The organism is Sphingomonas tabacisoli, assembly GCF_042678385.1.
GTDB classification, from domain to species: Bacteria; Pseudomonadota; Alphaproteobacteria; order Sphingomonadales; family Sphingomonadaceae; genus Sphingomonas_B; species Sphingomonas_B tabacisoli.
In genome coordinates, this window is sequence record NZ_JBHUDY010000003.1 from 116,157 (window position 1) to 141,977 (window position 25,821).

Sequence of the window (25,821 nt, forward strand, 5' to 3'; positions counted from 1 at the left end):
GAGACAGTGATGGCCGACTCGATTGCAGTAACGCTGGGCGCTGGCTCCGGCATCGACACCAAATCCTTGGTCTCCTCGCTCGTCAACGCGCAGTTCGGGCCCAAGACGCAGGCGCTGACGGCGAAGAAGGACAATCTCACCGCCCAGATTTCCGCGTTGTCGCAGCTGCGCTCCAGCCTGACCGGCTTTTCGAGCGCGCTGACCAGCCTGGTTTCGGGCGGCACCACCTCGACGCAGCCGACGACGTCGGACAGCTCCGTGCTGGGCGTCAGCCTGCTTCCGGGCGCCAGCATTTCCGGCCTGTCCGCGAATGTGGAGGTCAAGTCGCTCGCCCAGGCGCAAGTGGTCACCACCGGCACTCCGGTCGACAAGACGGCAGCGGTGGGCAAGGGCACGCTGACGATCAAGCTCGGCACCGCGACCTACGACGCGAACAATGTCATGACCGGCTTCACGGCCAAGGCCAGCGCACCGGCGGGCATTCAGGTGACGATCGGGGACGGCCAGAACAGCCTCGCCGGCATTGCCGCCGCGATCAACGCGGCGAAAGCGGGAGTCACTGCGACCGTCATCACCGATTCGACCGGCTCGCGTCTCTCGATCAAGGGCGCGACCGGCGCCGACCAAGCCTTCACGATCGACGTGGCGGAAGACCCCACCGCGCCCGGCTTATCCTCGCTTGCCTATAATGTCGGCGCGCAGACGCTGGGGCTGACGCGCAAGGCCAATGACGCGCTGGTCGCGCTCGACGGCGTCGACGTGAAACGGCCGAACAACAGCATCAGCGACCTGATCCCCGGCGTGAAACTCGATCTCGCCAAGGAAGCGCCGGGCCAGACGATCGCGATCAACACGACGCCGCCCACCGCGGCGCTCAGCCAGGCCGTGACCGACATCGTCGACACCTACAATCAGCTTATCGCCGTGGCGCAGACCGACACCGATGCAAAGTCCGGCGTGCTGCGCGCGGATAGCGGCGTGAAGGACATGATGCGGATGCTCCGCGAGCTGACGGGCGCCGACCTCAACCCGGGCGCCGGCACGACGGAGCCGCACACGCTCGCCGAGTTGGGCGTGAAAACCAATCGCGACGGCACGCTGACGCTCGATACCACTACGTTGCAGAATGCGCTCTCCAAGTCCGGCGCCGCGGTCGAGAAGATGATCAATGTCGGCCTCGGCACTGCGCTCCGCCAGATTTCGCTGAACCTGACCGGGCCGGGCGGATCGCTGACCTCCAGCCAGTCGGGTTATAGCCGGCTGCAGAAATCGATTGCCGACGACGAGGCGAAGATTACGGCCGACAGCCAGGCGATGACCGATCGGCTGACGCTGCAATATGCGAACATGGACGCGCGCGTCTCAGCCTACAAAGCGACGCAGAGCTTCCTCGAGCAGCAGATCGCCGCCTGGACGAAGAGCGGATGAGCTACGCTTCCCGCCTCAGCCGCGATCCGCGCGAGACCTATCGCTCGGTCGATGTCGCCAGCCGCACCGGCGGCGCGTCCCCGCACCAGCTCATCACGATCCTCTACGAGGATTTGCTGCGCGAGCTGCGGCTGGGCGCGCTGGCGCTCGATGCGGGCGATATGACCGTCAAGAACGAGCGGCTGACCAAGGCGGTCGCCTTGCTGTTCGCACTTGAGGCCGGACTCGATTTCGAAAAGGGCGCCGCCGTCGCCGAGACGCTGTCGCGTTTCTACCGCGGCTGCCGCGACGCGGTGATGCGCGCCAGCATCGAAGGCAACGCAGCGCTGGTTCGCGACGTCGTCGCCAATGTCGGCGAGATCGCCGAAAGCTGGAAATCAATCGGCCGCGGCTGACGGGCTGTCGGCGTCCGGCTCACTCAAGCCCCTCCCCTTAAGGACGGGGGCTAAGCTCTAGGCGGGACACTTCCCCTTGCCCGGTCCCCAGACCGCGCGGCCCGGGGTGGCGCCGGTGTGCTCGCCGTCCTTCAGCACCTGCACGCCGTTCACGAACACGTGCCGCATGCCCACCGCATAGACCTGCGGATTCGCGAAGGTCGCGCGGTCGGCGATCGTGGCGGGGTCGAAAATGGCGAGGTCGGCGCGATAGCCAACCTTCAGCGCGCCGCGGTCCTTCAGGCCAAGATTGGTCGCGGGCAAACTGCTCAGCCGCCGCACCGCGTCGGCCAGGCTCGCCGTCTTTTCCTCGCGCACGTACTTGCCGAGCAGCCGCGCGAAATTGCCATAGGCGCGCGGGTGGGTGCTCGATTTCAGGAACACGCCTTCGGGCGCCTGGCTGCTGGCGTCGGAGCCGAAGCTCATCCAGGGCAAAGCCGTCGCGCGCGCGACATTGGCTTCGTCCATGCCGAAATAGGCGACCTGGATGCGCGTGCCGTCCTCGACGATCAGCTCGGCCGCGGTTTCTTCGGGCGACTTGCCCCGTGCCCGCGCGACTTCGCCCAGGGTCTTGCCGGTCAGCGGCTTCAGCGCCTCGGTCTTGAACGCAAGCAGCAGCACCTTGTCCGGCTCGTCGACGACCAGCGCAGCGTTTTCGGTCGCCTTGGGCCCGTGCATTTCGGCAAGCGCCTTGGCGCGCGTCGCCGGGTCCTTCAGCCGCGCCACCCAAGCTTCGATGCCGCCATCCTGGATCCACAGCGGAAAGGCCGCGTCCAGCCCGGTCGAGCTTGCCGCATAGGTGTACATGTCCGCGGTGATGCGCAGCCCGCGCTTGCGCGCTGCCTCCACCCGCGCGATCGCCGCGTCGATCTTGCCCCAATTGGCCCGGCCGGATTGCTTGAAGTGGTAGATTTCGGCCGGCGCGCCGGACTTTTCCGAAATCTCGATCAGCTCGTCGATCGCTTCCAGCAGGCGCGGCCCTTCGTCGCGCATATGGCTGATGTACATGCCGCCGCACTTCGCCGCTTCGGCAGTGATCGCGATTAGCTCGGGCGTCTCGGCGAAGCTGGCGGGCGCGTAGATCAGCGACGATCCGACGCCCATCGCGCCTTCGTTCATTGCTTGCCGCACCAGCGCGCGCATCCGCTGGAGCTGCTCGGGACTCGGATCGACATCCCCTTCGCCGAGTTCATGGACCCGAACCGTCGTCGCGCCGACAAAGCTTGCGACATTGGTCGAAATGCCGCGCTTCTGCAGCCAGCTCAAATATTCTCCGAGCGTGGTCCATTGGATCGGATATTTGATGTCGCCCTGCCGCTTGACGGCGAGTTCCTTCATCGCCGGGCTGAGCGGCCCCATCGACTTGCCTTCGCCCATCACTTCCAGCGTCACGCCCTGGCGGATATCGCCCTGGCTCCGCCCGTCGGCGATCAGCGATTCGTTCGACCAGCTCAGCATGTTGATGAAGCCCGGCGCGACGGCGAGGCCCTTGGCGTCGACCTCGCGCGCGCCGCGCTCCGACACCTTGCCGACGGCGACGATCTCGTCGCCCCGGATCGCCACGTCGCCGGCGAAGGGCGTCCCGCCCGACCCGTCATAGATCGTGCCGCCGCGGATCACGACGTCATAGGCGGGCTTGGGCGCCGCGCTGGCGAGGAGAACGGCGGCGGCAAAGCCTGCGAGAAAGCGCCTCATTCGATCCCCTTTTTCGTCATTCCCGCGAAAGCGGGAATCCATCTTGTTCTTTGTTGCCGATCACAGAAGAAGCTGGACCCCGGGTCAAGCCCGGGGTGACGAAGAGAATGAACACAGCCGACTTCCTGGTCATCGGCGGCGGCATTGCCGGCCTGTCCGCCGGCGCACGGCTGGCGAAGCATGGCAAGGTCGTGCTGCTCGAGGCCGAGGATGCGGTCGGCTATCACAGCTCTGGCCGCAGCGTGACCTTCTCGCATTTCGGCATCGGCGGCGCGACGGTGCGCGCGCTGACCGCCTATAGCCGCGCTTTCTTCCAGAACCCGCCGGACGGTTTCGACGAGCTCGCGCATGTCCGCCCCGCGCTGTTCATCGCCAACGAAGCTATGGTGCCGGCGCTGGACGAGCTCGAACGCATCACCCGCAGCCTGACCGACGCCGTCGATAGGTTCGATGAGGCGGAGGCCGTCCGCTATTGCCCGGCGCTTCGCTGGGCGCCCGATGCGGTGGTCGCCGCCTTCGTCCACCGCGAAGGGCTGAAGCTCGACCCCAATGCGCTGCTGCAAGGCTATGCCCGCGCCATCCGCGCCGCGGGCGGGGAGATCGTCACCGGCGCGCGCGTCGCCGAGATAACGCCGCGCTGGCGCATCCGCACCGAGGCGGGCGAGACCTATGAAGCGCCGATCCTCGTCAACGCCGCCGGCGCCTGGGCCGATCACGTCGCGGGACTGGCTGGTGTGAAACCGCTCGGCCTGACGCCGCTCCGCCGCACGATCATCGCCTTCGATCCGCCCTCCGGCATGGACGTGCGCGACTGGCCGTTCGTGAAGACGGCAGCCGATTATATGTACATGCTGCCCGATTCCGGCCGACTGCTCGCTTCGCCGGTCGACGAGAATTCGGACGATCCCTGCGATGCCCAGCCCGACGAGCTCAACATGGCGATCGCCGCGCACCGCGTCACCGAGTTCACCACGCTGGAGGTCAAGCGCATCACCCACAAATGGGCGGGCCTGCGCACTTTCGCCGCCGACCGCGTGCCCGTCGCCGGCTTCGCGCCCGACGCCGAGGGTTTCTTCTGGCTCGCCGGCCAAGGCGGCTACGGCTTGCAGACCGCTCCCGCGATGGCGGAGATCGCCGAAGCGCTCGCGATCGGCGCCGCCTGGCCGGACGACATCGCGGCGGCAGGCGTGTCGCCGGAGCAGATCAGGCCCGAGCGGCTGCTCTAACGCCCGGCCTTTGAAGCGTCGCATTGCTGGGTTATGCTTCGACTCCAGACGATCAGGGGGAGATCGCAATGGCCACGCTCATCGACAGGCCTCTGGTGACACGCGCGGGGGACGAGCGCTTCTTTCTGGGCGCGGCGATCGGAATGACTTTGGTCATTTTCGCCGGCTTTTCGCTTCAACTGGCAGCGGGCCGTTCGACTTTCTATTCGCCGCCGCTCGTCCATGCCCATGCCATCGTCTTCATGGGCTGGGTGACGATCTATCTGGCGCAGAACATCCTTGTCGCGACGGACCGAATGGCGATCCACCGCCGCCTCGGCTGGGTCGCGGCCGGATGGATCGTGCCAATGATCGTGCTGGGGTTTTGCGTCACCATCGCGATGGTGCGGCGGGGGCAAGTACCGTTCTTCTTCCAGCCGCTCCATTTTCTCCTTTTCGACCCGCTGACTTTGCTGACCTTCGCCGGCCTGACGGCGGCTGCGATCGTAATGCGCGACAGGACCGAATGGCATCGGCGCCTGCATCTGTGCGGCATGGCGATGCTGCTGGCGCCCGGCTTCGGCCGCCTGCTGCCGATGCCGCTGCTTCAGCCCTGGGCGTGGGAAGCGAGCTTTGCCGCGAGCATGATGTTTCCCCTCGCCGGGCTCGTGCGGGACCTGCGGCGCGACGGCCATGTTCACCCGGCATGGCGCGCGGGCATCATGACGATGATCGGCGCTTTCGTCCTGATCGAGGCGCTAACCTACAGCGGCACAGGCCAGGCGCTCTACCGTGTGGTCACGGCGCAATCGCCCGGCGCCGCCGTGCCGCCGCTGCAATTCGCGGCGCCGCCGGCCAGCGGGCTGGTGACGGGCCGCAGTTGAGAAGGAGCGATCCGCGGTAGCGGACCGTCAGCGGTACATGCCCTCGCGCAAGTTGATCCCGCGTTCCACCCACGCCTTCAGCGCGCACAGCATCTGCGACCAGCCCATGCAATTGCCGAAGGCGGATTTCAGCCCTGCCTCGGTCTCGCGCCAGCCGCCTTCCTCGATCGCGACGAGCGTGCGGCCGTCCTCGGTCGGCTCGAACGTCATGGTGACGCGCGTGTTGTATTCGCCGTCGGATTTGTCGTTCGCTTTCCACTCCAGCACGATCCGCTGGTTCGGCACCACTTCGATCACCTTGACCGGAAAGGCGCCGGGAAAATCGTCAAAATCCCAGGTGACCGTCGCGCCGGTCTCCAGCCGCCCTTTGGCGCCGCCGGTGGTGAAATAATGCGAAAGCTGGTCCGGATCGGCGACCGCCTCGAACACCTCCGCGACCGGCTTCGAAATATGGGCGAACACGCGAAATTGCAGGTCCATGACTCGCCTCCATCTTGTGCGCCGCGCTCTTATGTTATATTCTTATAACATGTCAAGAAGCGAGCCGTTCGACCGCGTGTTCAAGGCGCTGGCCTCCCAGGTCCGGCGCCAAATTCTCGACGACCTGCGCGACCAGCCGCTCACCACCGGCACCCTTTGCGCGCATTTCCCGGAGCTCGACCGCTGCACCGTCATGCAGCACCTGAAGGTTCTGGAAGAAGCCGAACTGGTCATACCCGTGAAGCGAGGCCGCGAGCGCTGGAACCACCTGAACGCCGTGCCCATCCAGCAAATCCACGAACGCTGGATCGGCCCCCATGCGGAGCGCGCCGCGGCGATGCTGACCCGGCTGAAAGAGGACGTGGAACGCGCCTAATGGAGCCCTCCCCCTCGTGGGGAGGGTTGGGTGGGGGCGCGGGATCGGCGATAGCCGAGCGCGCCAACAAAGACTCTTTCGGCTCGCAGACGCGAGCCGGCCCCCTCCCTTACCCTCCCCACATGGGGGGAGGGGTGATGACTATCTCGTCACCCGGCCCGCAAACGCCGCCACATCGTCCAGCACCGGCGCCTTGCCGCGGAATGGCTTCGCGATCGCGGTCAGCACGCCGATATGGCCGATGCCGGGATACAGCTTCACTTCTTCGGAGACGCCCGCCTTGCGCAACGCCGCCGCCAGCGCCTGGCTGTTGCGCGGCTTCACTGTCGTGTCGTCCGCGCCGGCCAGCAGAAGCGCCGGCGGCGCACCGGCATCGGCCCATGTGACGGGCTGGGTCTCGGCGGGCTTCGGCCAGCCTCCGAACGCCGCCTGGCTCGCCGGCACGGTGAACGGCGCGAAATCATAGGGCCCGGCAAGCCCCGCCAGTCCGCGCACAGCCTTCCGGTCGTCCCCAAGCCAGCGTCCGTCCACCGCCAGCATCGCCGCGATGTACGCGCCCGCCGAATGGCCCGCGAGCACGATGCGCTCGCCGTCGCCGCCATAGTCCTTGGCGTGCGCCCGCACCCAGCGCACCGCGGCCGCGCCGTCCTCGATAAAGCCGGGATAGGTCACTTCCGGGACCAGCCGGTAATCGGGGATCACAGTCACGAACCCGCGCGCCGCCAGTGCTCGTCCGACGAACGCATAGCCGGTCCGCACGCCCGAATTCCACGACCCGCCGTAGAAGAACACGATCACCGGATGCGGCGCCGCGGCCTTCCCCGTCGGCGCATAGACGTCGAGCACGCGCCGCGGCCCTTCGCCATAGGGTACGCCCGACGCGACCAGCCGCGAGCCGGCGTCCTTCGGCATCACGCCGTTGAACAGGCCGAGCGGCGAGCAGGCGCCGAGCAGCAGCGCCAGCGCGCCGCCGCCGAGCCTCTGCACCGCCCTGACCTTCACCCGTGCGCCGTCCGGTACAGGTCGTCGGTCACGTCCATCAGCAGCAGCGGCTCGTGCGGCGCCTCGGCGATCGCATCGACGAAGGCGGCGCGGGTTTCCGGATCGTCATAGACCATCTTCGCGTCGAACGCCTTCCGCCACGTCGCTTCGTCCGGCCATTCCGCGACGCCGACGAAGCGCCCGTCCGCCTCCCGGTGCAGCCGCGACCCATAGCTTCCATATTTCTCGGTAATCAGCTCCGTTCCCCTGCGCCACGCCGCCCGGAATTGCTCTTCCTTCCCCGGATGCACCCGCCACCAGTAAACGGCGACGAACATCACACCGCCTGCGCGGCGATCCAGCGATCGCCGACCTGCTGCAATATGTCGAGCGGCACCCGGCCGGTGCCCAGCACCGCGTCGTGGAACGCCTTGATGTCGAACCGCGCGCCCATCTTCGCCTTCGCTTTCTCGCGCAAACCGGTGAACACCGAATGGCCGAGCTTGTAGCTGCACGCCTGGCCCACCGACACGCAATAGCGCTCCACCTCGCGCGCGGCAAAGCCCGGCGCTTCGCCGTCCTGCTCGACGAAATGGCGGATCGCCTGCTCGCGGCTCCATTTGAGCGTATGGATGCCGGTATCGACCACGCAGCGATTGGCGCGGAAAAGCTGGAACTTGAGGTAGCCCAGCCGCCCCAGCGGATCGTCGTCGTACATGCCGAGCTCGTCGGCGAGCTGCTCGGCATAAAGCGCCCAGCCCTCGCCATATCCGGAAAAACCGCCCGTCTTGCGGATCAGCGGCAGGTCCTGGTTGGACAGCGCCAACCCGCCCTCGAACTGATGGCCGGGCAGCCCCTCGTGATAGACAGTCGTCGCCAGGCAGAATTTCGGCCATTCCGCACTGTCGCGCAGGTTGAAATAGACGAGGCCCGGCCGCTTGCCGTCGATCGACGGCGATTGCGAGAAGGCCGAGGCCGCGCCCGCCTCGGTCTGCTTCGGCACGCGGCGCACTTCGAACGAATAAGGCGGCATCCGGCTGAACGCACGGGGCAGCCGCCCTCGGATCGCCGCCAGCCGCTCGTTGCAATAGGCGATCGCCTGCGCCTTGCCTTCGTCGGTGTCGGGATAGATCTGCCGCGGGTCCTTGTAGAGCGCCGCCATCCGCTCGCCGACCGTCCCCCTGGTCATGCCCTGCGCTTTCAAGAGCGCATCCAGCCGCGACGAGATCATCTTCGCCTGGTCCAGCCCGAATTGATGCACTTCCGCCGGGCTCAGCCGGGTCGTGGTCGTGTTGTGGAGCGCGGTTTCGTAGAAGGCCGGACCGTCCTTGAACCGCCACATGCCGGCATCGTGCCCGGCTCTGGCCCGGAGCGCCTTGACCGCGGCGAGCTGCCGGTCGAGCGCCGGCCGGACTGTCTCGTCCTGGATGCGCGCCGCGTCGCGGGCATAGCCCTCGCCCAGCCCCTTCGCCGCCGCCCGCCGCGCGATCGACTTGACGACCACCGTCTCCGCCGCCGGCACCTGCAGCGCCGTCATCTGCGCGATGGTCAGGTCCAGGATGAAGTCCGGCGGGATCACGCCCAGCCCGGCGTCGTGCTGCATCCGCGCCGTTTCGTCGTCCAGCCTTTTGCCAAAGGCGGAGAGGCGCGAGAGGTACGCGTCGGCGTCCTCCTTCGTCTCGATCGGATGCTTGGTGTCGAGGAAGTCGGGCACCGACTGGTACGCACCCGAAAGCTGCGACACGACATAGGGCGAGGGGCCGAACGCCGATCCGCCGAAATCGAACCGCTGCACCGCCGCCTGCGAGCGCCGCGTATAGGTGACGACGTCCAGGTTGAGCTTGTCCGCATCGCTCAGCCCGGCGCGGGGAAACGCCTCCAGCCGCTGCAACTGACTCTGCGTCAGCGCCCGCGCGCGCGCCCGCGAGGCATCGTCGGCTTCGGACAATTTGCCGCGCAGATCGGCGTTCGCGCCCTTGTCGAGCCCAAGCTGAGTCGCGCTCTCCGGCGACTGCCGAAGCTGCTCATTGAACAGCGTGTCGAACAGCGCCGCAAGCTGCGGCGAGGACCCGCCCGCCGGCAGCGCGGCAAACAGCTTCGCCGGCAACGCCGCCACGACCCAAGCGCTTGCGGAACCAAGAAGAAATTGGCGGCGATCAAGCATGCGACGACTCCGAACGCGAGGAAGCGCGGACACTGGCGCGCCGTCGGACTTTGTCAATCGCGGGTCCCAGATAACAGCGAGGGCGGCCCCGGCTGTCCGGAACCGCCCTCGTCGCACCAGCTCGATATTCAGTCGCGCGAGGCGACCTGCACCGGCTGACCGTTATAGGCCGCGGCAACGTCGGCATTGCCGATCTTGCTGAGCAGCTGGCTCGACAGCTCCCCACGGCACTTGCGCACGGTGCTCATCCACGGCTCGTTGCGGCAGGCATTCCGCACGGCGAGCTTGACGCGGTCTGCGATGGTATGCCGTCCCTCGGAGCTTGTCAGCTCGTACGGACGATACCGGATAGTGGCCTGCTGAGCGCTGGCCGCGGTCGACGCAACGATTGCGGCGGCGAACACAATGGAACGAACGATCATGTCACTTCTCCCGAACCTGCCGGCTTGATTGCCGACACCCTCAGGATTGCCGAACCGGCGCCGCCGATCTTGGAATGATGCTGGAAAGACGCTGCGCCGCAGTGTTTCCATGATCGCCCGCACATTTCCGCCGCTCTTCATGGGCGCTCTTTTGCTTCGTCGCCGTTTTGCGTTATTTTTGGCCCGTTTCCGGCTGCTGAAGGGGGAGGCGCGGGAAAGTGGCAGTGGCCGGCTCTGGTTCGCGAATCGCATTCGAGAGTTTCGTTCTCGACCGCGGGGACGAGCGCCTGCTTGGCGAGTCTGGGCCGATCCGCATTGGCCACAAGGCCTATTGTGTCCTGGACGCGCTCATTGCTGCAGACGGGCGCTTGGTGACTAAGGACGAGTTGTTCGATTGCGTATGGGACGGCGCGGCCGTGTCGGAGTCGGCGCTTACTTCGGTGGTGAAGGAGTTGCGGCGCGCCCTTGGCGACGACACGCGAGAGCCGCGGTTCATCGAAAGCGTCTATGGGCGGGGCTACCGCTTCCTGGCGCCTGTGAGCGTCTCTCCGAATATCGAACGAGAGGCGCTCACTCGGGCGCCAGGCTTGCCGGCCGTTCGGTCAAACGAGCTGCAGGTCAGCCGCCGCGTCGCCGTCATTGGGATCGGCACTGCGATTGTGGCAGCCGGCGCGGTCGCGATGCTGCGGCCGATTGCCGTCTCCGGGCTGTTCAACGGCGCTGGGAGCGCGCATCGCATCGCCGTTCTACCGTTCGCGAATCTAAGCGGCGACCCGAAGCAAGATTATTTTTCCGACGGAATGGCAGAAGAGCTGCGCAGCCGACTTTCGCGCTTGCCCGCGCTTCAGGTCGCGGCGCGCACCTCGTCGAACAGCTTCCGCGGCGCCGCCGCCGACATCGGCTCTATCGGGCGCAAACTCGGTGTGTCGTACATCGTGGAAGGCAGCGTGCGGCGGGACGCAGGCGCGGTTCGCATCGCCGCCCGTCTGATCGACGCGCGCACTGGCTTCGAGCGCTGGTCGCAAAGCTACGATCGGCCGTTTGCCGATATACTGACGCTGCAGGGCGATATCGCGCAGTCGGTAACGCGGGCCTTGGAAGGCGAAGTGCTTGGCGCGCATTCCGCCAGCCTCGACCGGGCGGGAACGACAAGTCCGGAGGCATTCGACGCCTACGCGCGCGGCCGCGCGCTCTTCGATTTGTCCGGCGACGAGGTCACCTACCGCAACGCGCTTGCCGCGTTCGACCGCGCCATTGCGCTCGACCCGCGGTACGCCGCTGCCCACGCCGCGCGCGCTCGCACCCTGGCCGCGCTCGCCAGCCAATTCGTCGCGGCCGACCGGCTGAAACCGACGTTCGCGGAAGGGCTGCAAGCGGCACGGCGCGCAGTCGCGCTTGCCCCCGACCTGGACGAAGCGCAGTCCGCGTTGGGCTATCTGCTGGTCAACGGCTCGCTCGATTTCGCTGCTGCCCACGGTCCCTACGAGCGCTCGCGCGCATTGGGCGCCAACAACGCAGACGTGCTGATCCGCTACGGCCTGTTCGCGACCCGGGCCGGCCGCATGGATGCGGGGTTGGAAGCGCTCCGACGCGCCAGCGTGCTCGATCCTCTGAATCCGCGCGCCTTCAAAGCCCTCGGCCAGGCGCTCTACGTCGCGCGTAGATATCGGGAGGCGCTGACGCCTTTGCGGCATGCGCTTGAGCTCAATCCGCAGATTTCCTCGGTCTCTTCGTCGATCGGGGACTGTCTGTTGTTGTCGGGACAGGCAACTGCGGCGGCCGCAGCCTACCGGCACGAGCCGCTCGACTTCGCGCGGAACACCGGTCTCGCCATTGCCGAGGCTAGGTTGGGAAGAAAGGCGCAAGCACAGGAGGCATTCGACAGCCTCGTCGAAAAATCGGGTGACAGTGGAGCTTACCAACAGGCGCAGGTTCTGGCCCAATGGGGACAGACGCAAAAGGCTTTTGAAAAGCTCGATGCCGCATTTCGGGTGGGTGACCCGGGCCTTATCTATTTGCGGAACGATCCCATGCTCGACCCGCTTCGGCGGGATTCGCGTTTTTTTCAGATGCTGGCGCGATTGGGATTATCGGCGTAGTGTCGTGAGGTTGCGAATCCTTTTTACCAAGGGGAGGTGGTAACATGACCGAGACAGGTTGGATCGTGGTCGCCGCTGCGGGGATCATAATCGTAGGCGGCATCTGGTGGTCGCGCCGGGCCAAGGCTGCCGGAGCCAATGCGACCGCGACAAAGGCAGGCGGCGACGTACATCAGACGGATACCGCGCCCTGACCGATTGGGCAGGATCAGGGCAGGCCAGCCGTCTCCCTGATCCATTGCCGATGCGCACGGATGTCGGTGAAGACCGCGGGGCGCTCGTCGCAAGCCGAGGTCCAGCTCGCCAAGCCGAGCAACTCGCGCCTGCGGTGCGCTGCTAGGGATCGCGCCACTAAAGGGCCGCCGCTATCGCCGTTGCACACCGTTACCGGGTCGCCGGATGAATCGATGCCGACCGCGCACAGCATCGATGACTCGACGGGGACGCCGTTCTGCGTGCTGCAATCGGCTAGACTGACGATGTGCAGGTCGCCGCGTTGCAGCTTGGCCGGCGGGCGCTCGTCGTCGATTGCGGTCCTCCCCCAGCCCGTGACCTGCGCCGACGCGCCCGCCGGAAGCACATCGTCGCCGAAATCGCCGGCCAGCGGAATGGCTTCGATCGCGCTCGATACCGGCAGATCCTCGTTGAGCTCGATCAACGCGATGTCGTGAAGTCGCGGAACCGAAGGCACGCGATCGGAAGGATCATAGTCGGGATGGACCTTGATTTGCGAAATCGTGCGATCGGGCACTGTGTCGTTGTCGATCGTAACCAGCCCGGCCCGGATGCGCAGGCGATCGGGGGCGATAGGCACGATCTGGCCGGCATCGTCCTTTATGAAAACGCAGTGCGCCGCGGTGGCGATCCAGCGTGCCGAGATCAGGGCGCCGCCGCAGAGATGCTTTTTTTGCCAGGCCGTCATCGGCGCAGGATCGAAGCGCAGGCTCGCCCAACGAATCTGGACCTGCCATTGCGCATTGCCGGCCGCCACGGGGATGCCGTTGAGCACAAGCGGCTGATTGCCGGTCCCACTTATAATCGGAGGGCGGGCGAGCGGCTGGTTCAAATCGATCCGCGCGCCCTCCACGCGCTCCCGCCCGGTCATCAGACGGCCGGCAACGGGCGCTATTGGCTTGCTGCCTATGGCTTCGCCGAACAAGGGTGCGCGCTGCGCTGAAGCGGGCGCCCCCGCCAATGCGATCAGGACGATCGGTAACGCTCGCATGACGTGCGCCTCCCCCTTGCCGGCAGCTTATCCGCATCGGGTGGGGGCCGCAATCGCCAAGCCTTGCACGCAGCCTTTGTGCTGCCCACTTAGCAGGCGCGGCACCCGCTTGCCCCACCCGAACAAATATGGAACAAACCTGTCCATGCTGACTCACATTCAGGTGCGCGGCGCGCGCGAGCATAATCTGAAGGGCGTCGATCTCGACCTGCCGCGCGACAAGCTGATCGTGATCACCGGCCTTTCCGGCTCGGGCAAGTCCAGCCTCGCCTTCGACACCATCTATGCCGAGGGGCAGCGGCGTTACGTCGAGAGCCTGTCGGCCTATGCGCGCCAGTTCCTCGAGCTGATGCAGAAGCCCGACGTCGATCATATCGAGGGTCTGTCGCCGGCGATCTCGATCGAGCAGAAGACGACCAGCCGCAACCCGCGCTCGACCGTCGCCACCGTCACCGAAGTTTATGACTATATGCGCCTGCTCTGGGCGCGCGTCGGCGTTCCCTATTCGCCCGCCACGGGCGAGCCGATCGCCGCGCAGCAGGTCAGCCAGATGGTCGACCGGGTGATGGCGCTGCCCGAAGGCACCCGCCTGTTCCTGCTCGCCCCCGTCGTCCGCGGCCGCAAGGGCGAGTACAGGAAGGAGCTGGCCGAATGGCAAAAGGCCGGCTTCACCCGCGTCCGCATCGACGGCCAATTCTACGACATCGAGGAAGCCCCGGCGCTCGACAAGAAATACAAGCACGACATCGAAGTCGTGGTCGACCGCATCGTGGTCCGCGAGGGGATCGAGAGCCGGCTGGCGGACTCGTTCGAACAGGCGCTGAAGCTGGCCGATGGGCTGGCCTATGTCGACCCGGCGAACCAATCCCCCTCCCGCTTGCGGGAGGGGCTAGGGGTGGGAATTCCGGAAGGCTCGGAGGGGGATGACAGTCCCACCCCCGACCCCTCCCGCGAGCGGGAGGGGAGTAAGAAATTGGTCGCCGGCGAATATGCGCCGGAAGGCCGCATCGTCTTCTCGCAGAAATTCGCCTGCCCGGTCTCCGGCTTCACCATCCCCGAGATCGAGCCGCGCCTGTTCTCGTTCAACGCCCCCCAGGGCGCGTGTCCGGCCTGCGACGGCCTCGGCGAAAAGCTGATCTTCGACGAAAACCTCGTCGTCCCCAACGAACAGCTCAGCCTCAAGAAGGGCGCGATCGTCCCCTGGGCCAAGTCGCAGCCGCCCAGCCCCTATTACATGCAGGTGCTGGCTAGCCTCGCCCGCGAGTTCGACTTCAGCCTCGAAACCCCTTGGGCCGAGCTGAGCCCGGAGATCCAGCGCACCATCCTCCACGGCACCGAGGGCCGCCCGGTGACGCTGCGCTTCATCGACGGCCGCAAGTCCTACGAAGTGAAAAAGCCGTTCGAAGGCGTGATCGGCAACCTCAACCGCCGCCTGCTGCAGACCGAGAGCGCCTGGATGCGCGAGGAGCTCGGCAAATACCAGTCGGCCCAGCCCTGCGAGACCTGCCGCGGCGCCCGCCTCAAGCCCGAGGCGCTGGCGGTGAAGATCGCCGGCCGCGACATCAGCCAGTCCACCCGCCTCAGCGTGGTCGACGCGCTCGCCTGGTTCACTGGCCTGCCGCCCCACCTCTCCGACCAGCAGCGCGCGATCGCCGAGCGCATCCTGAAGGAAATCGTCGAGCGCCTCGGCTTCCTCAACAATGTCGGCCTCGACTATCTGAACCTCGACCGCACCTCCGGCACCCTCTCCGGCGGCGAGAGCCAGCGCATCCGCCTCGCCTCGCAGATCGGCTCCGGCCTGTCGGGCGTGCTCTACGTGCTCGACGAGCCCTCGATCGGCCTCCACCAGCGCGACAACGACATGCTGCTCGCCACACTCAAGCGGCTGCGCGACCTCGGCAACACCGTGATCGTCGTCGAGCATGACGAGGACGCGATCCGCACCGCCGATTACATCGTCGACATGGGGCCGGGCGCCGGCGTGCATGGCGGCGAAGTCGTCGCGCAAGGCGATCTCGCCGAGCTGCTCGCCCATGAAAACAGCGTCACTGCCGACTATCTCTCCGGCCGCCGCGAGATCGCCGTGCCGGCCAAGCGCCGCAAGGGCAATGGCAAGAAGCTGACCGTCCACAACGCCCGCGCCAACAATCTGCGCGGCGTCACCGCCTCGATCCCGCTCGGCACTTTCACCTGCATCACCGGCGTGTCGGGCTCGGGCAAGTCCAGCTTTACCATCGACACCCTCTATGCCGGCGCCGCCCGCGCGCTGAACGGCGCCCGTATGCTCGCCGGCCCGCACGACAAGATCACCGGCCTCGAACATTGCGACAAGGTAATCGACATCGATCAGTCGCCGATCGGCCGCACCCCGCGCTCCAACCCTGCCACCTACACCGGCGCCTTCACCCTGATCCGCGACTGGTTCGCCGGTCTGCCGGAGGCGCAGGCGCGCGGCTACAAGCCCGGCCGCTTCAGCTTCAACGTGAAGGGCGGGCGGTGCGAGGCGTGCCAGGGCGATGGCGTGCTGAAGATCGAGATGCACTTCCTGCCCGACGTCTATGTGACGTGCGACGTCTGCCACGGCGCCCGCTACAATCGCGAGACGCTGGAAGTGAAGTTCAAGGGGCGCTCGATCGCCGACGTGCTCGACATGACGGTCGAGGACGCCGCCGAGTTCTTCAAGGCGGTGCCCGGCATCCGCGACAAGATGGCGATGCTGGTCGAAGTGGGCCTGGGCTATATCAAGGTCGGCCAGCAGGCGACTACGCTCTCGGGCGGCGAAGCCCAGCGCGTCAAGCTCGCCAAGGAACTCAGCCGCCGCAGCACCGGCCAGACCCTCTACATCCTCGACGAGCCCACCACCGGCCTCCACTTCGAGGACGTGCGCAAGCTCCTCGAAGTCCTCCACGCCCTGGTCGAGCAAGGCAACACCGTGGTGGTGATCGAGCACAACCTTGACGTCATCAAGACGGCGGACTGGATCATCGACCTGGGGCCGGAAGGCGGGGTGAAGGGCGGCGAAGTGCTGGTGACCGGCACGCCAGAAGCGGTGGCGGCGGAGCCGCGGAGCTACACCGGCTCATACCTCAAGCCGCTGCTGGAACGCGGGCGGCGGGTGAGCGCGGGCGTGGAGAAAGAGGCCGTGGCGGCGGAGTGAGTTGTTTCGTTGCGGAACGCCCGCCTCAGCATTAACTGTTGACTAATAGGAACAGGACTACGATATCCCCGTTGTGATCCTGCCTGCCGGATCCGCTGGAGCTAACATTCACCGATAGCTTTGGCCCCGGCTCATGCTGCTAAAGGGCGTTAGACATTAAGTTGTCCTGGGCGTCCTTGGCCGCCGGTCGCACCGGAGGTTTTGAGTAGCAAGGATGATGAGGGTAAACGGCTTATATGGGCCACCTCGTCACGATCATGATGGGTGAACCGAAAAAGAGTGAGGCGGAGCAGCTGCTCCGCCTCATTCAATTACGCAGCCATAAAGTCATCGTTTAACCGCATGTTTAGGTGCGATGGTGAGGCTGATATCCGCACCGGAGTGCCGTCACACAAATAAAAGGTCTTCCCGTTAAGGCCGCTTTCGCAGCTGACGTCAAACTCGAATCGGTCAACCACGCTGACCCCAAATCTGAGAAGCGCCTTCAAATCGCACGTCGGGGTACCAGTGCACCGTCGAATAGGATGAGTGCCGTTGTTAACTGCGCTCTTGAAGTCGAGGCCGCGCATACGCAAGCCTCGCCCCTTTTTCATCCGAACGACCTCGCGGGTGAGCCGACGCGTAAAGCCGGTCTGACGCATATGGTATATTTCTCGAAATTGCCGTTCGAGCCTGTCCACGCCCGAGTTGCGGACCGGTAAGAGCAGCCGCTCATCCTCCTGGGGTGCCACCACCTTTGCCACTGTTTGATAGATATCCGAGGCGAATGCTTGCATAATTAGACGAACGAGCGCCTGTGCCCTGTTAGGATCATTACGATACTCCGGTGGAACACCAATCCTTCTCATTGCTGGAAAAAAATAGTCAGCCTCGAGCGACTCGGAGCCGCTCGGGACGGCGCTAACGAGCAGACCAAAGATCTTGGAGCTGAGACTTTGCGAAGCTCGGCCAGCTAAAGACAATGTCCGATCCACGAGACGGTCAAAATAATCACTAGTTAGGCCGTCTGAGCCAATTTTCACGAAAGCGACATCTCCCCCCATTGAGCGTAGAGAGGGGCCGATTTTATCGGCCACTCGCGTCGAGATTCCGCTCAACACGATCAGCCGTCGCACGGTCATCGATCTCGCCTGCTCCGTTCTAATAATGACAGTAAGACATCAGCTGGCACTTGAATGCGGGCCAACTCGTCGCGGGTGAAGCCCTTCAGCCCAACTACGACCGACTCGAGCGTTCCGACCCGACCAAACGATCTCGCAGGGCTTTCGCTCGTATACGCCGACCGAATCTCCGGCGCTCGCTCGAGCAAAGTCGGATCGAGCCGACCTCTTGCCCACGATTGAATCGCGTTGTGTATGTCCCGAGCAGATGGAGCGGCTAAGGTGAGATGCTGCAAGTCCGCGGGAGTGATCTCAATCCACTCTTCTCCCGGCGGAGGACTCTCCTCGGGAGACACTTCGAGAGCCTCCACCTTCTCGCCCTTCTGCACGCGCAGAAATCGCCGAACTCCATCCTCAATACGCGTTCGAAACGCCTGCCACACAGACCGGTCATACGATGGTATACGATCGACCAATTCCCTCCTGCGACGGGCTTCGAAATTAGCTGTAATCTCCTGATCAGTTTGGCCATCAATCTTATCTGCAGGCGCCACTCCGCCGCCATGACGCCCCAATGCGAGCACGCGCATTTGGGGCAACTCCTCCGCGAGGAAACGCTTCAATCCCACTTTCTCTTCTCGGATTCTGGCCTGAATGTCCGAGGATAACAGCCCTCCCAGCTTTGACAGCAAAATGGGCGATTGATGAGCGTCCCACCAATTTGTGATAGCCTTCTCAAGCTCAGCTGCCAGTTCGGTGTGACTTCCCATTAAAATCCTACAGGTCTGAAGTACTGAATAAGCAAACGTTTCAGGATTGAGACAACCCACGCTGGCGGATGTTCTCTGCCCGGTCAACTGCCCGCTTAAACAGAGGCATACGCGCGACACATGCATTTTGAATAGCGCGTCTCGATCGCGCATGGGCCAATATGCCAGTAGCACCGCCCGCGACATGATCGATCAGGCCCGCACGCTCTTCGGCCTTAACGTCGCCTTGGACATCGACTATCTAATGAGCGTATTCGCGAGGAAAGCGTTGGCGATTATGGCGTCGAAGACCTCGAAGCCTGACGTGGAGAACTGGCCCGGCCGCACGATCGACTTCGTCGACTTCGGCCGCGACCTCGCGCGCCGCCGTGCCGAGTATGAAGCGAAGAACGGCCCCATCCCCGTCCCCCGCAACTCCGGCAAGCGCCGCACGGCGAGCAAGCAGGCGCTCCTCGACGCCATCAACGTCATCACCGAAAAACAGGGCTGGCGCTGGTAGCCTGACGCAGCGGGCACTCACACCCACCTCCGCGCCTCGGCGCGAACCAAGCTCCTTCCTCATCCCGAACTTGTTTCGGGACAAGGCTTGAGTGCGACGGATGTTGGTCGTTGCCAACAAGGCCGCGTGAACCGAACGCGCCGCGCAAGGCCCTGCCCTTGTCCCGAAACAATCCTGAATCGAGTTCAGGACGGGATGACGGCCTGGAACAAACCAGCAACAAAACCCTGTCCTACACACCTCGTTCCGGCATATCTGGCGAGTCCCCTTGTCTGGAGGACGCACATGGCCAGCAATGCCGTCACCACCACCACGCGCGCTTACCGCCCGGAGGACGATCACTGGGCCAGCTTCGCTCCGCCCGGCGCGCCGAAGCCGGGGTTTCGCCACGATGGCTGGACGCCTTTTCGCCAGCAGGTGTTCCTGCGCTCGATCGCGGAAGGCAAGACGGTCGAGCTCGCCTGCGCCGGCGTCGGCCTGTCGGTCCAGTCCGCCTACGCTTTCCGCAACCGCGCGAGCGGCGCGGCGTTCGCGCTCGGCTGGGCGGCGGCGAAGCTCTTGGCGCGCGAGCGGATCGCCGACACGCTCCTCACCCGCGCGCTGGAAGGCCAGATCGAGACCGTGACGCGATCGGACGGCCTCACCGTCGATCGCCTGAAATATGACAACCGCACCGCGCTCGGCCTGCTCGCCCGGCTCGACCGCCAGGCCGAAAGCAACAGCGCCGCAGCGCAGGCCGCCCGCCTCGTCGCGCAGGAGTTCGAGGCCTATACCGAGGCGCTGGTCCGCGACGACAGCCCGGCACGCGCCGGTCTCTTCTTGGGCACCCGCGCGGTCACCGAGGCGGAGGCCGAGCTCGCCCCCGTCATCGCCCTTGCCCGCGCCGACCGCTTCGCCCGCGCCGGCGCCAGCCTGACGCAAGAAGTCGACGTCACCGACCTCGACCTCACCCAACGCGCCGGCTGGACCGCCGACCAATGGCAACGCGCCGAAGCCGCCGGGCTGCTGGCCGTTTCTCCCCTCCCGCTTGCGGGAGGGGCCGGGGGAGGGCCTGTCGAGGAAGAAGACGCCGACGAAGACTCCTTCTCACCAACTCAATTTCCTCAACTTCGCTACCGCGACGAAGGCCTGCCGCCGGTCTGGGAGGACGAGACCTACGGCCCCGTCACCGATTTCCCGCCGCCGGACGACTATGCCGGGAAGCAGGTCGGTGAATGGGGCGAGCAGGATTACATGCGCACCCTCACGACCGCGGAGGAAGCCGCCTTCCTCGCCCGCCCTCCCGAGCCGGAAGACGAGCACACCACCGCCGCCCGCGCCATCGACGCGAGAGAACGGGACCTCTTTTTCGGCTTCGTGAAGGAGGAGGGAGCGAGAGAGGAACCCTCCCTTCGTCGCCCCGGCCTTGAGCCGGGGTCCCGCTTACTTGGCGATGTAGAAGAAGAAGCGGGATGCCGGGTCGGGCCCGGCATGACGATTATGGCTGATCTCAGTAACTCCGCCCCACCAGCACCCGCTCCACAGCCGGCTGCCCCGTAAAGATGCACGCGCCGGACGCCGGCGCCGCATCCTCGGGCACGTTGCGGAGCGTCAGCTTCAGCGCCTTCAGCCGCTGGTCCACCGCGTCCAGCTCCGCGCCTGACGGCTTTGCCCATTCGACCTCGACCCAGCCGGGGAATTTCACGCTCTCGGCAAAGAAGCTTTCCAGCTCGGCGAAGTCGGCAACGCCACGCTTGACGTTGGCGTCCAGCCGCGCCTTCGCCTCGGCGAATAGCCCGGTCTGGATCTCTTCCAGCAGCGCCGCGACGCCGCCCGCGAACTCCGCCCGCGGCTGGATCGTCGACGCGAGCTTGCCATTGTCCTGGTACAGCCGGTCGCGGCGGATCGCGCTGACGTTGCCGCCGGCCATGTCGCGCGGCCCGACCTCGACGATCACCGGCGCGCCTTTCTTGATCCAGGCCCAGCGCTTGTTCGCCGCCTTGGCCGGCCGCGCGTCGAGCAGCGCCCGCACCGGCTCGCCCATCGCCGTCCGGCCCTGCAGCTCGGAGACCAAATCGCGGCAATAATCGAGGACCGCCGCATCCTCTTCGGTGTCGCGCAGCATCGGCACGATCACGACTTGCCACGGCGCCAGGCGCGGCGGCACGCGCAGCCCGTCGTCGTCGCCGTGCGTCATGATTAGCCCGCCGATCATCCGGGTCGAGACGCCCCAGCTCGTCGTCTGAGCGAGCTCGAGCTGCCCTTCGGCATTCTGGTAGCGGATGTTCTGCGCCTGGCTGAACGTCGTGCCCAGGAAGTGCGACGTGCCGGCCTGCAAAGCCTTCCCGTCCTGCATCATCGCTTCGATGCTGTAGGTGGCGACGGCGCCTGGGAAGCGCTCATTCTCCGGCTTCTCGCCGGCGATCACCGGCATCGCCACCGCTTCCTCGGCGAAGCGGCGATACACTTCGAGCATGCGCAGCGTCTCTTCGCGCGCTTCGGCTTCGGTGGCGTGGGCGGTATGGCCTTCCTGCCACAGGAACTCGGCCGTCCGCAGGAACATGCGGGTGCGCATTTCCCAGCGCACCACGTTCGCCCATTGGTTGATGAGCACCGGCAGGTCGCGCCAGCTCTGCACCCAGCGGGAGAAGGCGGCGCCGATCACGGTCTCGGAGGTGGGGCGGACGACCAGCGGCTCTTCCAGCTTCGCCTCCGGGTCGACGACCAGCTTGCCGCCCTCGGCCTTCAGCCGGTGGTGGGTGACCACCGCCATTTCCTTGGCAAAGCCTTCGACATGCTCCGCTTCCTTCTCGAAATAGGAAAGCGGGATGAACAGCGGGAAATAGCAATTCTCATGACCGGTCGCCTTGATGGCGTCGTCCAGCAGGCGCTGCATCCGCTCCCAGATGCCATAGCCCCAGGGGCGGATGACCATGCAGCCGCGCACGCCCGATTCTTCCGCCATGTCCGCCTCGGCGATGACGGCCTGATACCATTGGGCGAAGTCTTCCGAGCGCGTGACGTTCAGCGCGTGCTTGTTGGTGGTCATGGGGCAAAGCCCCTAGCGGCGGTCGAGATAGGCTTGCAACCGCGCTTCGTCGACTTCGCCCGTCAGCCCCAGCTTGGTCCGCCGCCAGAGGATGTCCTCGACGGAGCGCGCCCACTCGCGCTCGACCAGCCAGTCGACCTCACGGGCGGTGAGCCCCGCGCCAAACTCTTCGCCCAGCATAGGGTCGGTGAGAGTGAACCTATCCGCCATCATTTGATCTATCAGCGAGCCATAGGCTCTGACCCAGCGTCGAAGCCGGGCATCGCCGATCTGCGGCCACTGCCAGTTCAGTTCCTGACTATATGTCTCGACACTCCTGAAGAGGTCGCCGCCGGGAAAGCGGCGGTCGAGAGTTGCAGGTTTAAATGGTATGTTGAGAGCGCGGGCCAGCTTTCCGACTGCCACTTCGGCCAGATGCCGGGCCGTGGTGATCTTGCCGCCGAACACGGAGAGCAAAGGCGGACCGTCGGCGTCCAGCTCCAGCACGTAATCCCGCGTCACCTGCCGCGCTTCGCTCGCGCCGTCGTCATAGAGCGAGCGGATGCCGGCAAAGGTCGAAACGATGTCTGCGCGGAGGAGCTGTTTGGTGAAATAGCGGTTCACCGCCGCCAGCAGATAGTCGGTCTCTTCCTCGCCGATCCGCGCCGCGCCGGGATCGTCGACTGGAATATCGGTGGTGCCGATCAGCGTCGTCTCGTTCCGGTAGGGAATCGCGAACACGATCCGCCGGTCTGGCTGCTGCAGGATATAGGCGTGTTCGCCCGCAAACAGGCGCGGCACGATGATGTGGCTGCCGCGCACCAGCCGCACCCGCGCCTTGGCATTCACGCCCAACCGCGCCTCGACCTCCCCGATCCACGGCCCGGCGGCGTTGACCAGCGCGCGGGCGGTCACTTCGCCGCCGCTGAGCATAGCCCGCCACACCCCACCGTCGCGCCGCGCCGAAATCAGTTCGGTCCGCGTCCGCACTTCCGCGCCATTGTCGGCGGCGTCGCGGGCGTTCAGCACCACCAGCCGCGCGTCGTCCACCCAGGCGTCCGAATAGACGAACCCGCTTTTGGCCTTGCTCAGCGGCGCCAGGAATGCGCGGTCCTTCGCCCCGATTGCGCGCGACCTGGGGAGCGAAATCCGCCCGCCCAAATGGTCGTAGAGAAATAGTCCGGCGCGGATCATCCATCTGGGCCGCAGCGTATTCTGGTGCGGCAACACGAACTCGAGCGGATAGATAAGATGCGGCGCGGCCTTCAGCAGCCGCTCGCGCTCGATCAGTCCCTCGCGGACCAGCTTGAACTCGTAATATTCGAGGTAGCGCAGCCCGCCATGGATCAGCTTGGTCGAGGCGGAAGACGTGCCCGAGGCGAGATCGTTCTTCTCGACCAGCAGCACCTTCAGGCCGTTCAGTGCGGCCTCGCGCGCGATCGCCGCGCCGTTGATCCCGCCGCCGATAATCAGGAGGTCATAATCCGACACCGCTGTCGGTTAGCCGAATGGAGAAGTTGTGCGTAGTAGGCAAATGCGCAAACCGAAACGACCGCAAGGCATGCCCTCGCGCGAACAGATCCTCGATTTCATCGCCACCTCCGACCAGCCAGCGGGCAAGCGGGAGATCGCCCGGGCCTTCGGACTCGTCGGCGCGGACAAGATCGCACTGAAGGCGCTCTTGAAGGACATGGCCGACGAAGGGCTGATCGATAGCGCCCCCGGCCGGGCATTCCACAAGATGGGCGGCGTGCCCAAGGTCACCGTGCTGCGCGTCGTCGATGTGGACGAGGACGGCCAGGCCTGGGCCGTGCCAGAGCGCTGGGAAGCCGACACGGCCGCGCCCAAGCTCCGCGTCCGCGAGCGCAAGCGCCAGTCCGCGCTGGGCGTCGGCGACCGCATTCTCGCCCGCACAGAGGAGGCGGGGAAAGGCTGGATCGCGCATCCAATGAAGAAGCTCGCGCGTGGTGAGGAATTGATGCTGGGCGTCCTCCATCAGGAAGGCGAGCGCTGGTTCCTGCAGGGCGTCGAGAAGCGCGAGCGGCTCGACTTTCCGGTTTCCGACCGCGGCGAAGCGCAGGCCGGCGATCTGGTCCTGGCCGAAAAGGCCGGCCGGCCGCCGCGGATCACCGCGCGCGTGGTCGAGCGGCTCGGGGATCCGTTCGAAGCGCGCAGTTTCTCTCTGATCGCGATCCACCGCCACGGCATCCCGCACGCGTTCAAGGAGGAAGTGCTGGAGGAGGCTGCGCGCGTCGCGAAGCTGCCGCTAAATCCTCCCCGGAACGGGGAGGGGGACCATGCGCAGCATGGTGGAGGGGGCCCCGAGCCACGCACCGCTGGCGGGCCCCCTCCACCACCGGGCTTCGCCCGGCGGTCCCCCTCCCCGTCCCGGGGAGGATCTGAAAGGGAAGATCTGCGGCACCTGCCGATCGTCGCGATCGATCCGGTCGACGCGCGCGATCATGACGACGCCGTCTGGGCCGAGGCGACCGATGAGGGTTGGAACGCGATCGTCGCCATCGCCGATGTCAGCTTCTACGTCCGCCCCGGCTCGCAGCTCGATCGGGAGGCGCGGCGGCGGGGCAACAGCGTGTATTTCCCAGATCGCGTCGTGCCGATGCTGCCGGAGACGCTGTCCGCCGACGTGTGCTCGCTGAAGCAAGGCGTCGATCGCGCCGCGCTCGCCTGTCATCTGACGATCGGCAAGGACGGCCAGCTCAAGGCGTGGCGATTCAGCCGCGCCGTAGTCCGGATCGCCGCGAACATTGCCTACGAGAATGCACAAGCGGCGATCGACGGAGCGGAGCAGACGGTCGATCCGGACCTGGTCGAACGCGCGCTGAAACCGCTCTGGGCCTGCTGGGCCGCGCTTGCCAAGGCGCGGAGCAAGCGGGAGCCATTGGAACTCGATCTGCCCGAGCGGCGCGTGGTGCTCGATGAGATGGGCCGGATCATGTCGGTCGCCCCGCGCGAGCGGCTGGATGCGCACCGGCTGATCGAGGATTTCATGATCGCCGCCAACGTCGCCGCGGCGAAGGCGCTGGAAGCGAAGAAAGCGCCGGTCATGTACCGCGACCATGAGCCGCCGAGCCGCGAGAAGCTGGTCGCGCTGAAGGATTATCTGAAGACTTTCGACATCGAGTTCGCGCTTGGCCAGGTGATCCGTCCGGCCACATTCAACCGCATCATCGAGCGCGTGGGCGAGGCGGATTTCCGGCCGCAGGTGATGGAGCAGATCCTCCGTTCGCAAACCCAAGCCTATTATGGGCCGGACAATAAGGGGCATTTCGGCTTGGCGCTTGGGTCCTACGCCCATTTCACCAGCCCGATCCGACGCTATGCCGACCTGATCGTGCATCGCTCGCTGGTCGGCGCCTATGGCCTGGGGCCGGCGGTCAAGGAAACGGCGCTGACGCCCGCCGAAGGCGAGGCGATGGAGCTGATTGGCGAATCGATCAGTCAGCTCGAACGGCGCGCGATGGAGGCGGAGCGCGAGACCATCGACCGCTATGTCGCCGCCTATCTCTCCGAACGGGTCGGCGAAGTGCTGGAAACCCGGATCACCGGCGTGCAGCCGTTCGGCTTCTTCGCAACGGTGGAGGGCCTCGGCGGCGATGGGCTGGTGCCCGTCTCCACCCTCGGCGCCGAATATTTCCGCTACGACGAAAAGATGCAGACGCTGACCGGCGAGGACAGCGAGACTGCGTTCGCCCCGGGCCAGCGCCTGAAACTCAGGCTGGCAGAGGCGAACCCCGTCACCGGATCGCTGCGCTTCGAGCTGCCCGACGCGCCTGCGAGTCGCGGCGAACCGCGGCGGCGTGACCGCGAACGGCCGGGAAAGCGCCGTGGCCGACCTGCCAATATTCGTCATCGATCAAGACGTTAGCGGAAACTT

At 65.8% G+C, this 25,821-nt stretch carries 22 protein-coding genes; 11 read left to right on the forward strand and 11 right to left on the reverse strand.

Annotated elements, in window-relative coordinates; translation table 11 throughout:
- Window positions 1-9: 9 nt before the first annotated feature.
- Together fliD and fliS are read left to right on the forward strand one after the other, a co-directional pair.
- Complete coding sequence (gene fliD / locus ACFSCW_RS16535; RefSeq protein WP_380891493.1) at window positions 10-1,428, forward strand: flagellar filament capping protein FliD; 1,419 nt, start codon at window positions 10-12, stop codon at window positions 1,426-1,428.
- The gene (gene fliS / locus ACFSCW_RS16540; protein ID WP_380891495.1) at window positions 1,425-1,823 is read left to right on the forward strand and encodes a flagellar export chaperone FliS; all 399 of its coding nucleotides are present in this window, start codon (window positions 1,425-1,427) and stop codon (window positions 1,821-1,823) included. The genes fliD and fliS overlap by 4 nt, the downstream gene beginning before the upstream one ends.
- Window positions 1,824-1,880: 57 nt before the next feature.
- On the opposite strand, the gene ACFSCW_RS16545 is transcribed toward fliS, so the two are convergent.
- Window positions 1,881-3,557: an N-acyl-D-amino-acid deacylase family protein gene (locus ACFSCW_RS16545; RefSeq protein WP_380891497.1), complete on the reverse strand. Its 1,677-nt coding sequence runs from the start codon at window positions 3,555-3,557 to the stop codon at window positions 1,881-1,883.
- A gap of 107 nt (window positions 3,558-3,664) precedes the next feature.
- Here ACFSCW_RS16545 and ACFSCW_RS16550 point away from each other — a divergent pair, with 107 nt between their 5' ends.
- On the forward strand, window positions 3,665-4,783 hold the full coding sequence (locus tag ACFSCW_RS16550; protein WP_380891500.1) for an NAD(P)/FAD-dependent oxidoreductase: 1,119 nt from the start codon (window positions 3,665-3,667) through the stop codon (window positions 4,781-4,783).
- 68 nt (window positions 4,784-4,851) lie between these two features.
- Window positions 4,852-5,646 carry a hypothetical protein gene (locus ACFSCW_RS16555; protein WP_380891501.1) on the forward strand — a complete coding sequence of 265 codons (795 nt, stop codon included), beginning with the start codon at window positions 4,852-4,854 and terminating at the stop codon, window positions 5,644-5,646.
- A 27-nt stretch (window positions 5,647-5,673) separates the two neighbouring features.
- Here the strand turns inward: ACFSCW_RS16555 and ACFSCW_RS16560 are convergent, their stop codons facing one another.
- A complete protein-coding gene (locus tag ACFSCW_RS16560; RefSeq protein WP_380891503.1) occupies window positions 5,674-6,126 on the reverse strand; it encodes an SRPBCC family protein in 453 nt (150 codons plus the stop codon).
- Between the two features lie 49 nt (window positions 6,127-6,175).
- On the opposite strand from ACFSCW_RS16560, the gene ACFSCW_RS16565 reads away from it, so the two are divergent.
- A complete protein-coding gene (locus ACFSCW_RS16565) occupies window positions 6,176-6,502 on the forward strand; it encodes an ArsR/SmtB family transcription factor (RefSeq protein ID WP_380891505.1) in 327 nt (108 codons plus the stop codon).
- A 141-nt stretch (window positions 6,503-6,643) separates the two neighbouring features.
- Here ACFSCW_RS16565 and ACFSCW_RS16570 read toward each other — a convergent pair whose 3' ends face one another.
- From ACFSCW_RS16570 to ACFSCW_RS16585, 4 genes are all read right to left on the reverse strand, one after another.
- Window positions 6,644-7,504, reverse strand: a complete 861-nt coding sequence (locus ACFSCW_RS16570; RefSeq protein WP_380891508.1) for an alpha/beta hydrolase — start codon at window positions 7,502-7,504, stop codon at window positions 6,644-6,646.
- Window positions 7,501-7,821, reverse strand: coding sequence for an antibiotic biosynthesis monooxygenase family protein (locus ACFSCW_RS16575; protein ID WP_380891511.1), 321 nt, complete (start codon window positions 7,819-7,821; stop codon window positions 7,501-7,503). Before ACFSCW_RS16575 ends, ACFSCW_RS16570 begins: the two co-directional genes overlap by 4 nt.
- Complete coding sequence (locus ACFSCW_RS16580; RefSeq protein WP_380891513.1) at window positions 7,821-9,647, reverse strand: DUF885 domain-containing protein; 1,827 nt, start codon at window positions 9,645-9,647, stop codon at window positions 7,821-7,823. The genes ACFSCW_RS16575 and ACFSCW_RS16580 overlap by 1 nt, the downstream gene beginning before the upstream one ends.
- A 128-nt stretch (window positions 9,648-9,775) precedes the next feature.
- Window positions 9,776-10,210 carry a UrcA family protein gene (locus ACFSCW_RS16585; RefSeq protein ID WP_380891515.1) on the reverse strand — a complete coding sequence of 145 codons (435 nt, stop codon included), beginning with the start codon at window positions 10,208-10,210 and terminating at the stop codon, window positions 9,776-9,778.
- A gap of 83 nt (window positions 10,211-10,293) precedes the next feature.
- Between ACFSCW_RS16585 and ACFSCW_RS16590 the strand changes: the two genes are divergently transcribed.
- Together ACFSCW_RS16590 and ACFSCW_RS16595 are read left to right on the forward strand one after the other, a co-directional pair.
- Complete coding sequence (locus ACFSCW_RS16590; RefSeq protein WP_380891585.1) at window positions 10,294-12,168, forward strand: winged helix-turn-helix domain-containing protein; 1,875 nt, start codon at window positions 10,294-10,296, stop codon at window positions 12,166-12,168.
- 44 nt (window positions 12,169-12,212) lie between these two features.
- Window positions 12,213-12,362, forward strand: a complete 150-nt coding sequence (locus ACFSCW_RS16595; RefSeq protein ID WP_380891516.1) for a hypothetical protein — start codon at window positions 12,213-12,215, stop codon at window positions 12,360-12,362.
- Window positions 12,363-12,376: 14 nt separating this feature from the next.
- On the opposite strand, the gene ACFSCW_RS16600 is transcribed toward ACFSCW_RS16595, so the two are convergent.
- Window positions 12,377-13,327 (reverse strand): serine protease, encoded by a 951-nt coding sequence (locus ACFSCW_RS16600; RefSeq protein ID WP_380891519.1) that lies wholly within the window; start codon window positions 13,325-13,327, stop codon window positions 12,377-12,379.
- Window positions 13,328-13,538: 211 nt separating this feature from the next.
- Here ACFSCW_RS16600 and uvrA point away from each other — a divergent pair, with 211 nt between their 5' ends.
- Window positions 13,539-16,550 carry an excinuclease ABC subunit UvrA gene (gene uvrA / locus ACFSCW_RS16605; protein ID WP_380891521.1) on the forward strand — a complete coding sequence of 1,004 codons (3,012 nt, stop codon included), beginning with the start codon at window positions 13,539-13,541 and terminating at the stop codon, window positions 16,548-16,550.
- Between the two features lie 311 nt (window positions 16,551-16,861).
- Here the strand turns inward: uvrA and ACFSCW_RS16610 are convergent, their stop codons facing one another.
- Window positions 16,862-17,671: a hypothetical protein gene (locus ACFSCW_RS16610; RefSeq protein WP_380891523.1), complete on the reverse strand. Its 810-nt coding sequence runs from the start codon at window positions 17,669-17,671 to the stop codon at window positions 16,862-16,864.
- Window positions 17,668-18,420: a hypothetical protein gene (locus ACFSCW_RS16615; RefSeq protein ID WP_380891524.1), complete on the reverse strand. Its 753-nt coding sequence runs from the start codon at window positions 18,418-18,420 to the stop codon at window positions 17,668-17,670. The genes ACFSCW_RS16610 and ACFSCW_RS16615 overlap by 4 nt, the downstream gene beginning before the upstream one ends.
- Window positions 18,421-18,571: 151 nt before the next feature.
- Between ACFSCW_RS16615 and ACFSCW_RS16620 the strand changes: the two genes are divergently transcribed.
- The gene (locus ACFSCW_RS16620) at window positions 18,572-18,919 is read left to right on the forward strand and encodes a hypothetical protein (RefSeq protein ID WP_380891527.1); all 348 of its coding nucleotides are present in this window, start codon (window positions 18,572-18,574) and stop codon (window positions 18,917-18,919) included.
- A 285-nt stretch (window positions 18,920-19,204) separates the two neighbouring features.
- Window positions 19,205-20,458, forward strand: a complete 1,254-nt coding sequence (locus tag ACFSCW_RS16625) for a hypothetical protein (RefSeq protein WP_380891529.1) — start codon at window positions 19,205-19,207, stop codon at window positions 20,456-20,458.
- Here ACFSCW_RS16625 and proS read toward each other — a convergent pair.
- Together proS and glpD are read right to left on the reverse strand one after the other, a co-directional pair.
- The gene (gene proS, locus ACFSCW_RS16630; protein ID WP_380891531.1) at window positions 20,409-21,947 is read right to left on the reverse strand and encodes a proline--tRNA ligase; all 1,539 of its coding nucleotides are present in this window, start codon (window positions 21,945-21,947) and stop codon (window positions 20,409-20,411) included. The two genes, ACFSCW_RS16625 and proS, sit on opposite strands and share 50 nt — an antisense overlap.
- Before the next feature lie 12 nt (window positions 21,948-21,959).
- Complete coding sequence (gene glpD / locus ACFSCW_RS16635) at window positions 21,960-23,417, reverse strand: glycerol-3-phosphate dehydrogenase (protein WP_380891534.1); 1,458 nt, start codon at window positions 23,415-23,417, stop codon at window positions 21,960-21,962.
- A gap of 43 nt (window positions 23,418-23,460) precedes the next feature.
- Here glpD and ACFSCW_RS16640 point away from each other — a divergent pair, with 43 nt between their 5' ends.
- The gene (locus tag ACFSCW_RS16640) at window positions 23,461-25,812 is read left to right on the forward strand and encodes a ribonuclease R family protein (RefSeq protein WP_380891587.1); all 2,352 of its coding nucleotides are present in this window, start codon (window positions 23,461-23,463) and stop codon (window positions 25,810-25,812) included.
- Window positions 25,813-25,821: the final 9 nt, after the last annotated feature.

What these genes read in the sequence shown, in the direction of transcription:
- ACFSCW_RS16585 (WP_380891515.1), bottom strand. Translation starts at nt 10,210, where the DNA reads ATGAAGAGCGGCGGAAATGTGCGGGCGATCATGGAAACACTGCGGCGC.
- ACFSCW_RS16560 (WP_380891503.1), bottom strand. Translation starts at nt 6,126, where the DNA reads ATGGACCTGCAATTTCGCGTGTTCGCCCATATTTCGAAGCCGGTCGCG.
- ACFSCW_RS16640 (WP_380891587.1), top strand. Translation starts at nt 23,461, where the DNA reads ATGCGCAAACCGAAACGACCGCAAGGCATGCCCTCGCGCGAACAGATC.
- ACFSCW_RS16555 (WP_380891501.1), top strand. Translation starts at nt 4,852, where the DNA reads ATGGCCACGCTCATCGACAGGCCTCTGGTGACACGCGCGGGGGACGAG.
- proS (WP_380891531.1), bottom strand. Translation starts at nt 21,947, where the DNA reads ATGACCACCAACAAGCACGCGCTGAACGTCACGCGCTCGGAAGACTTC.
- ACFSCW_RS16565 (WP_380891505.1), top strand. Translation starts at nt 6,176, where the DNA reads ATGTCAAGAAGCGAGCCGTTCGACCGCGTGTTCAAGGCGCTGGCCTCC.
- ACFSCW_RS16550 (WP_380891500.1), top strand. Translation starts at nt 3,665, where the DNA reads ATGAACACAGCCGACTTCCTGGTCATCGGCGGCGGCATTGCCGGCCTG.
- ACFSCW_RS16545 (WP_380891497.1), bottom strand. Translation starts at nt 3,557, where the DNA reads ATGAGGCGCTTTCTCGCAGGCTTTGCCGCCGCCGTTCTCCTCGCCAGC.
- fliS (WP_380891495.1), top strand. Translation starts at nt 1,425, where the DNA reads ATGAGCTACGCTTCCCGCCTCAGCCGCGATCCGCGCGAGACCTATCGC.
- ACFSCW_RS16580 (WP_380891513.1), bottom strand. Translation starts at nt 9,647, where the DNA reads ATGCTTGATCGCCGCCAATTTCTTCTTGGTTCCGCAAGCGCTTGGGTC.
- ACFSCW_RS16615 (WP_380891524.1), bottom strand. Translation starts at nt 18,420, where the DNA reads ATGGGAAGTCACACCGAACTGGCAGCTGAGCTTGAGAAGGCTATCACA.
- ACFSCW_RS16575 (WP_380891511.1), bottom strand. Translation starts at nt 7,821, where the DNA reads ATGTTCGTCGCCGTTTACTGGTGGCGGGTGCATCCGGGGAAGGAAGAG.
- fliD (WP_380891493.1), top strand. Translation starts at nt 10, where the DNA reads ATGGCCGACTCGATTGCAGTAACGCTGGGCGCTGGCTCCGGCATCGAC.
- ACFSCW_RS16595 (WP_380891516.1), top strand. Translation starts at nt 12,213, where the DNA reads ATGACCGAGACAGGTTGGATCGTGGTCGCCGCTGCGGGGATCATAATC.
- ACFSCW_RS16620 (WP_380891527.1), top strand. Translation starts at nt 18,572, where the DNA reads ATGGGCCAATATGCCAGTAGCACCGCCCGCGACATGATCGATCAGGCC.
- uvrA (WP_380891521.1), top strand. Translation starts at nt 13,539, where the DNA reads ATGCTGACTCACATTCAGGTGCGCGGCGCGCGCGAGCATAATCTGAAG.
- ACFSCW_RS16610 (WP_380891523.1), bottom strand. Translation starts at nt 17,671, where the DNA reads ATGACCGTGCGACGGCTGATCGTGTTGAGCGGAATCTCGACGCGAGTG.
- ACFSCW_RS16625 (WP_380891529.1), top strand. Translation starts at nt 19,205, where the DNA reads ATGGCCAGCAATGCCGTCACCACCACCACGCGCGCTTACCGCCCGGAG.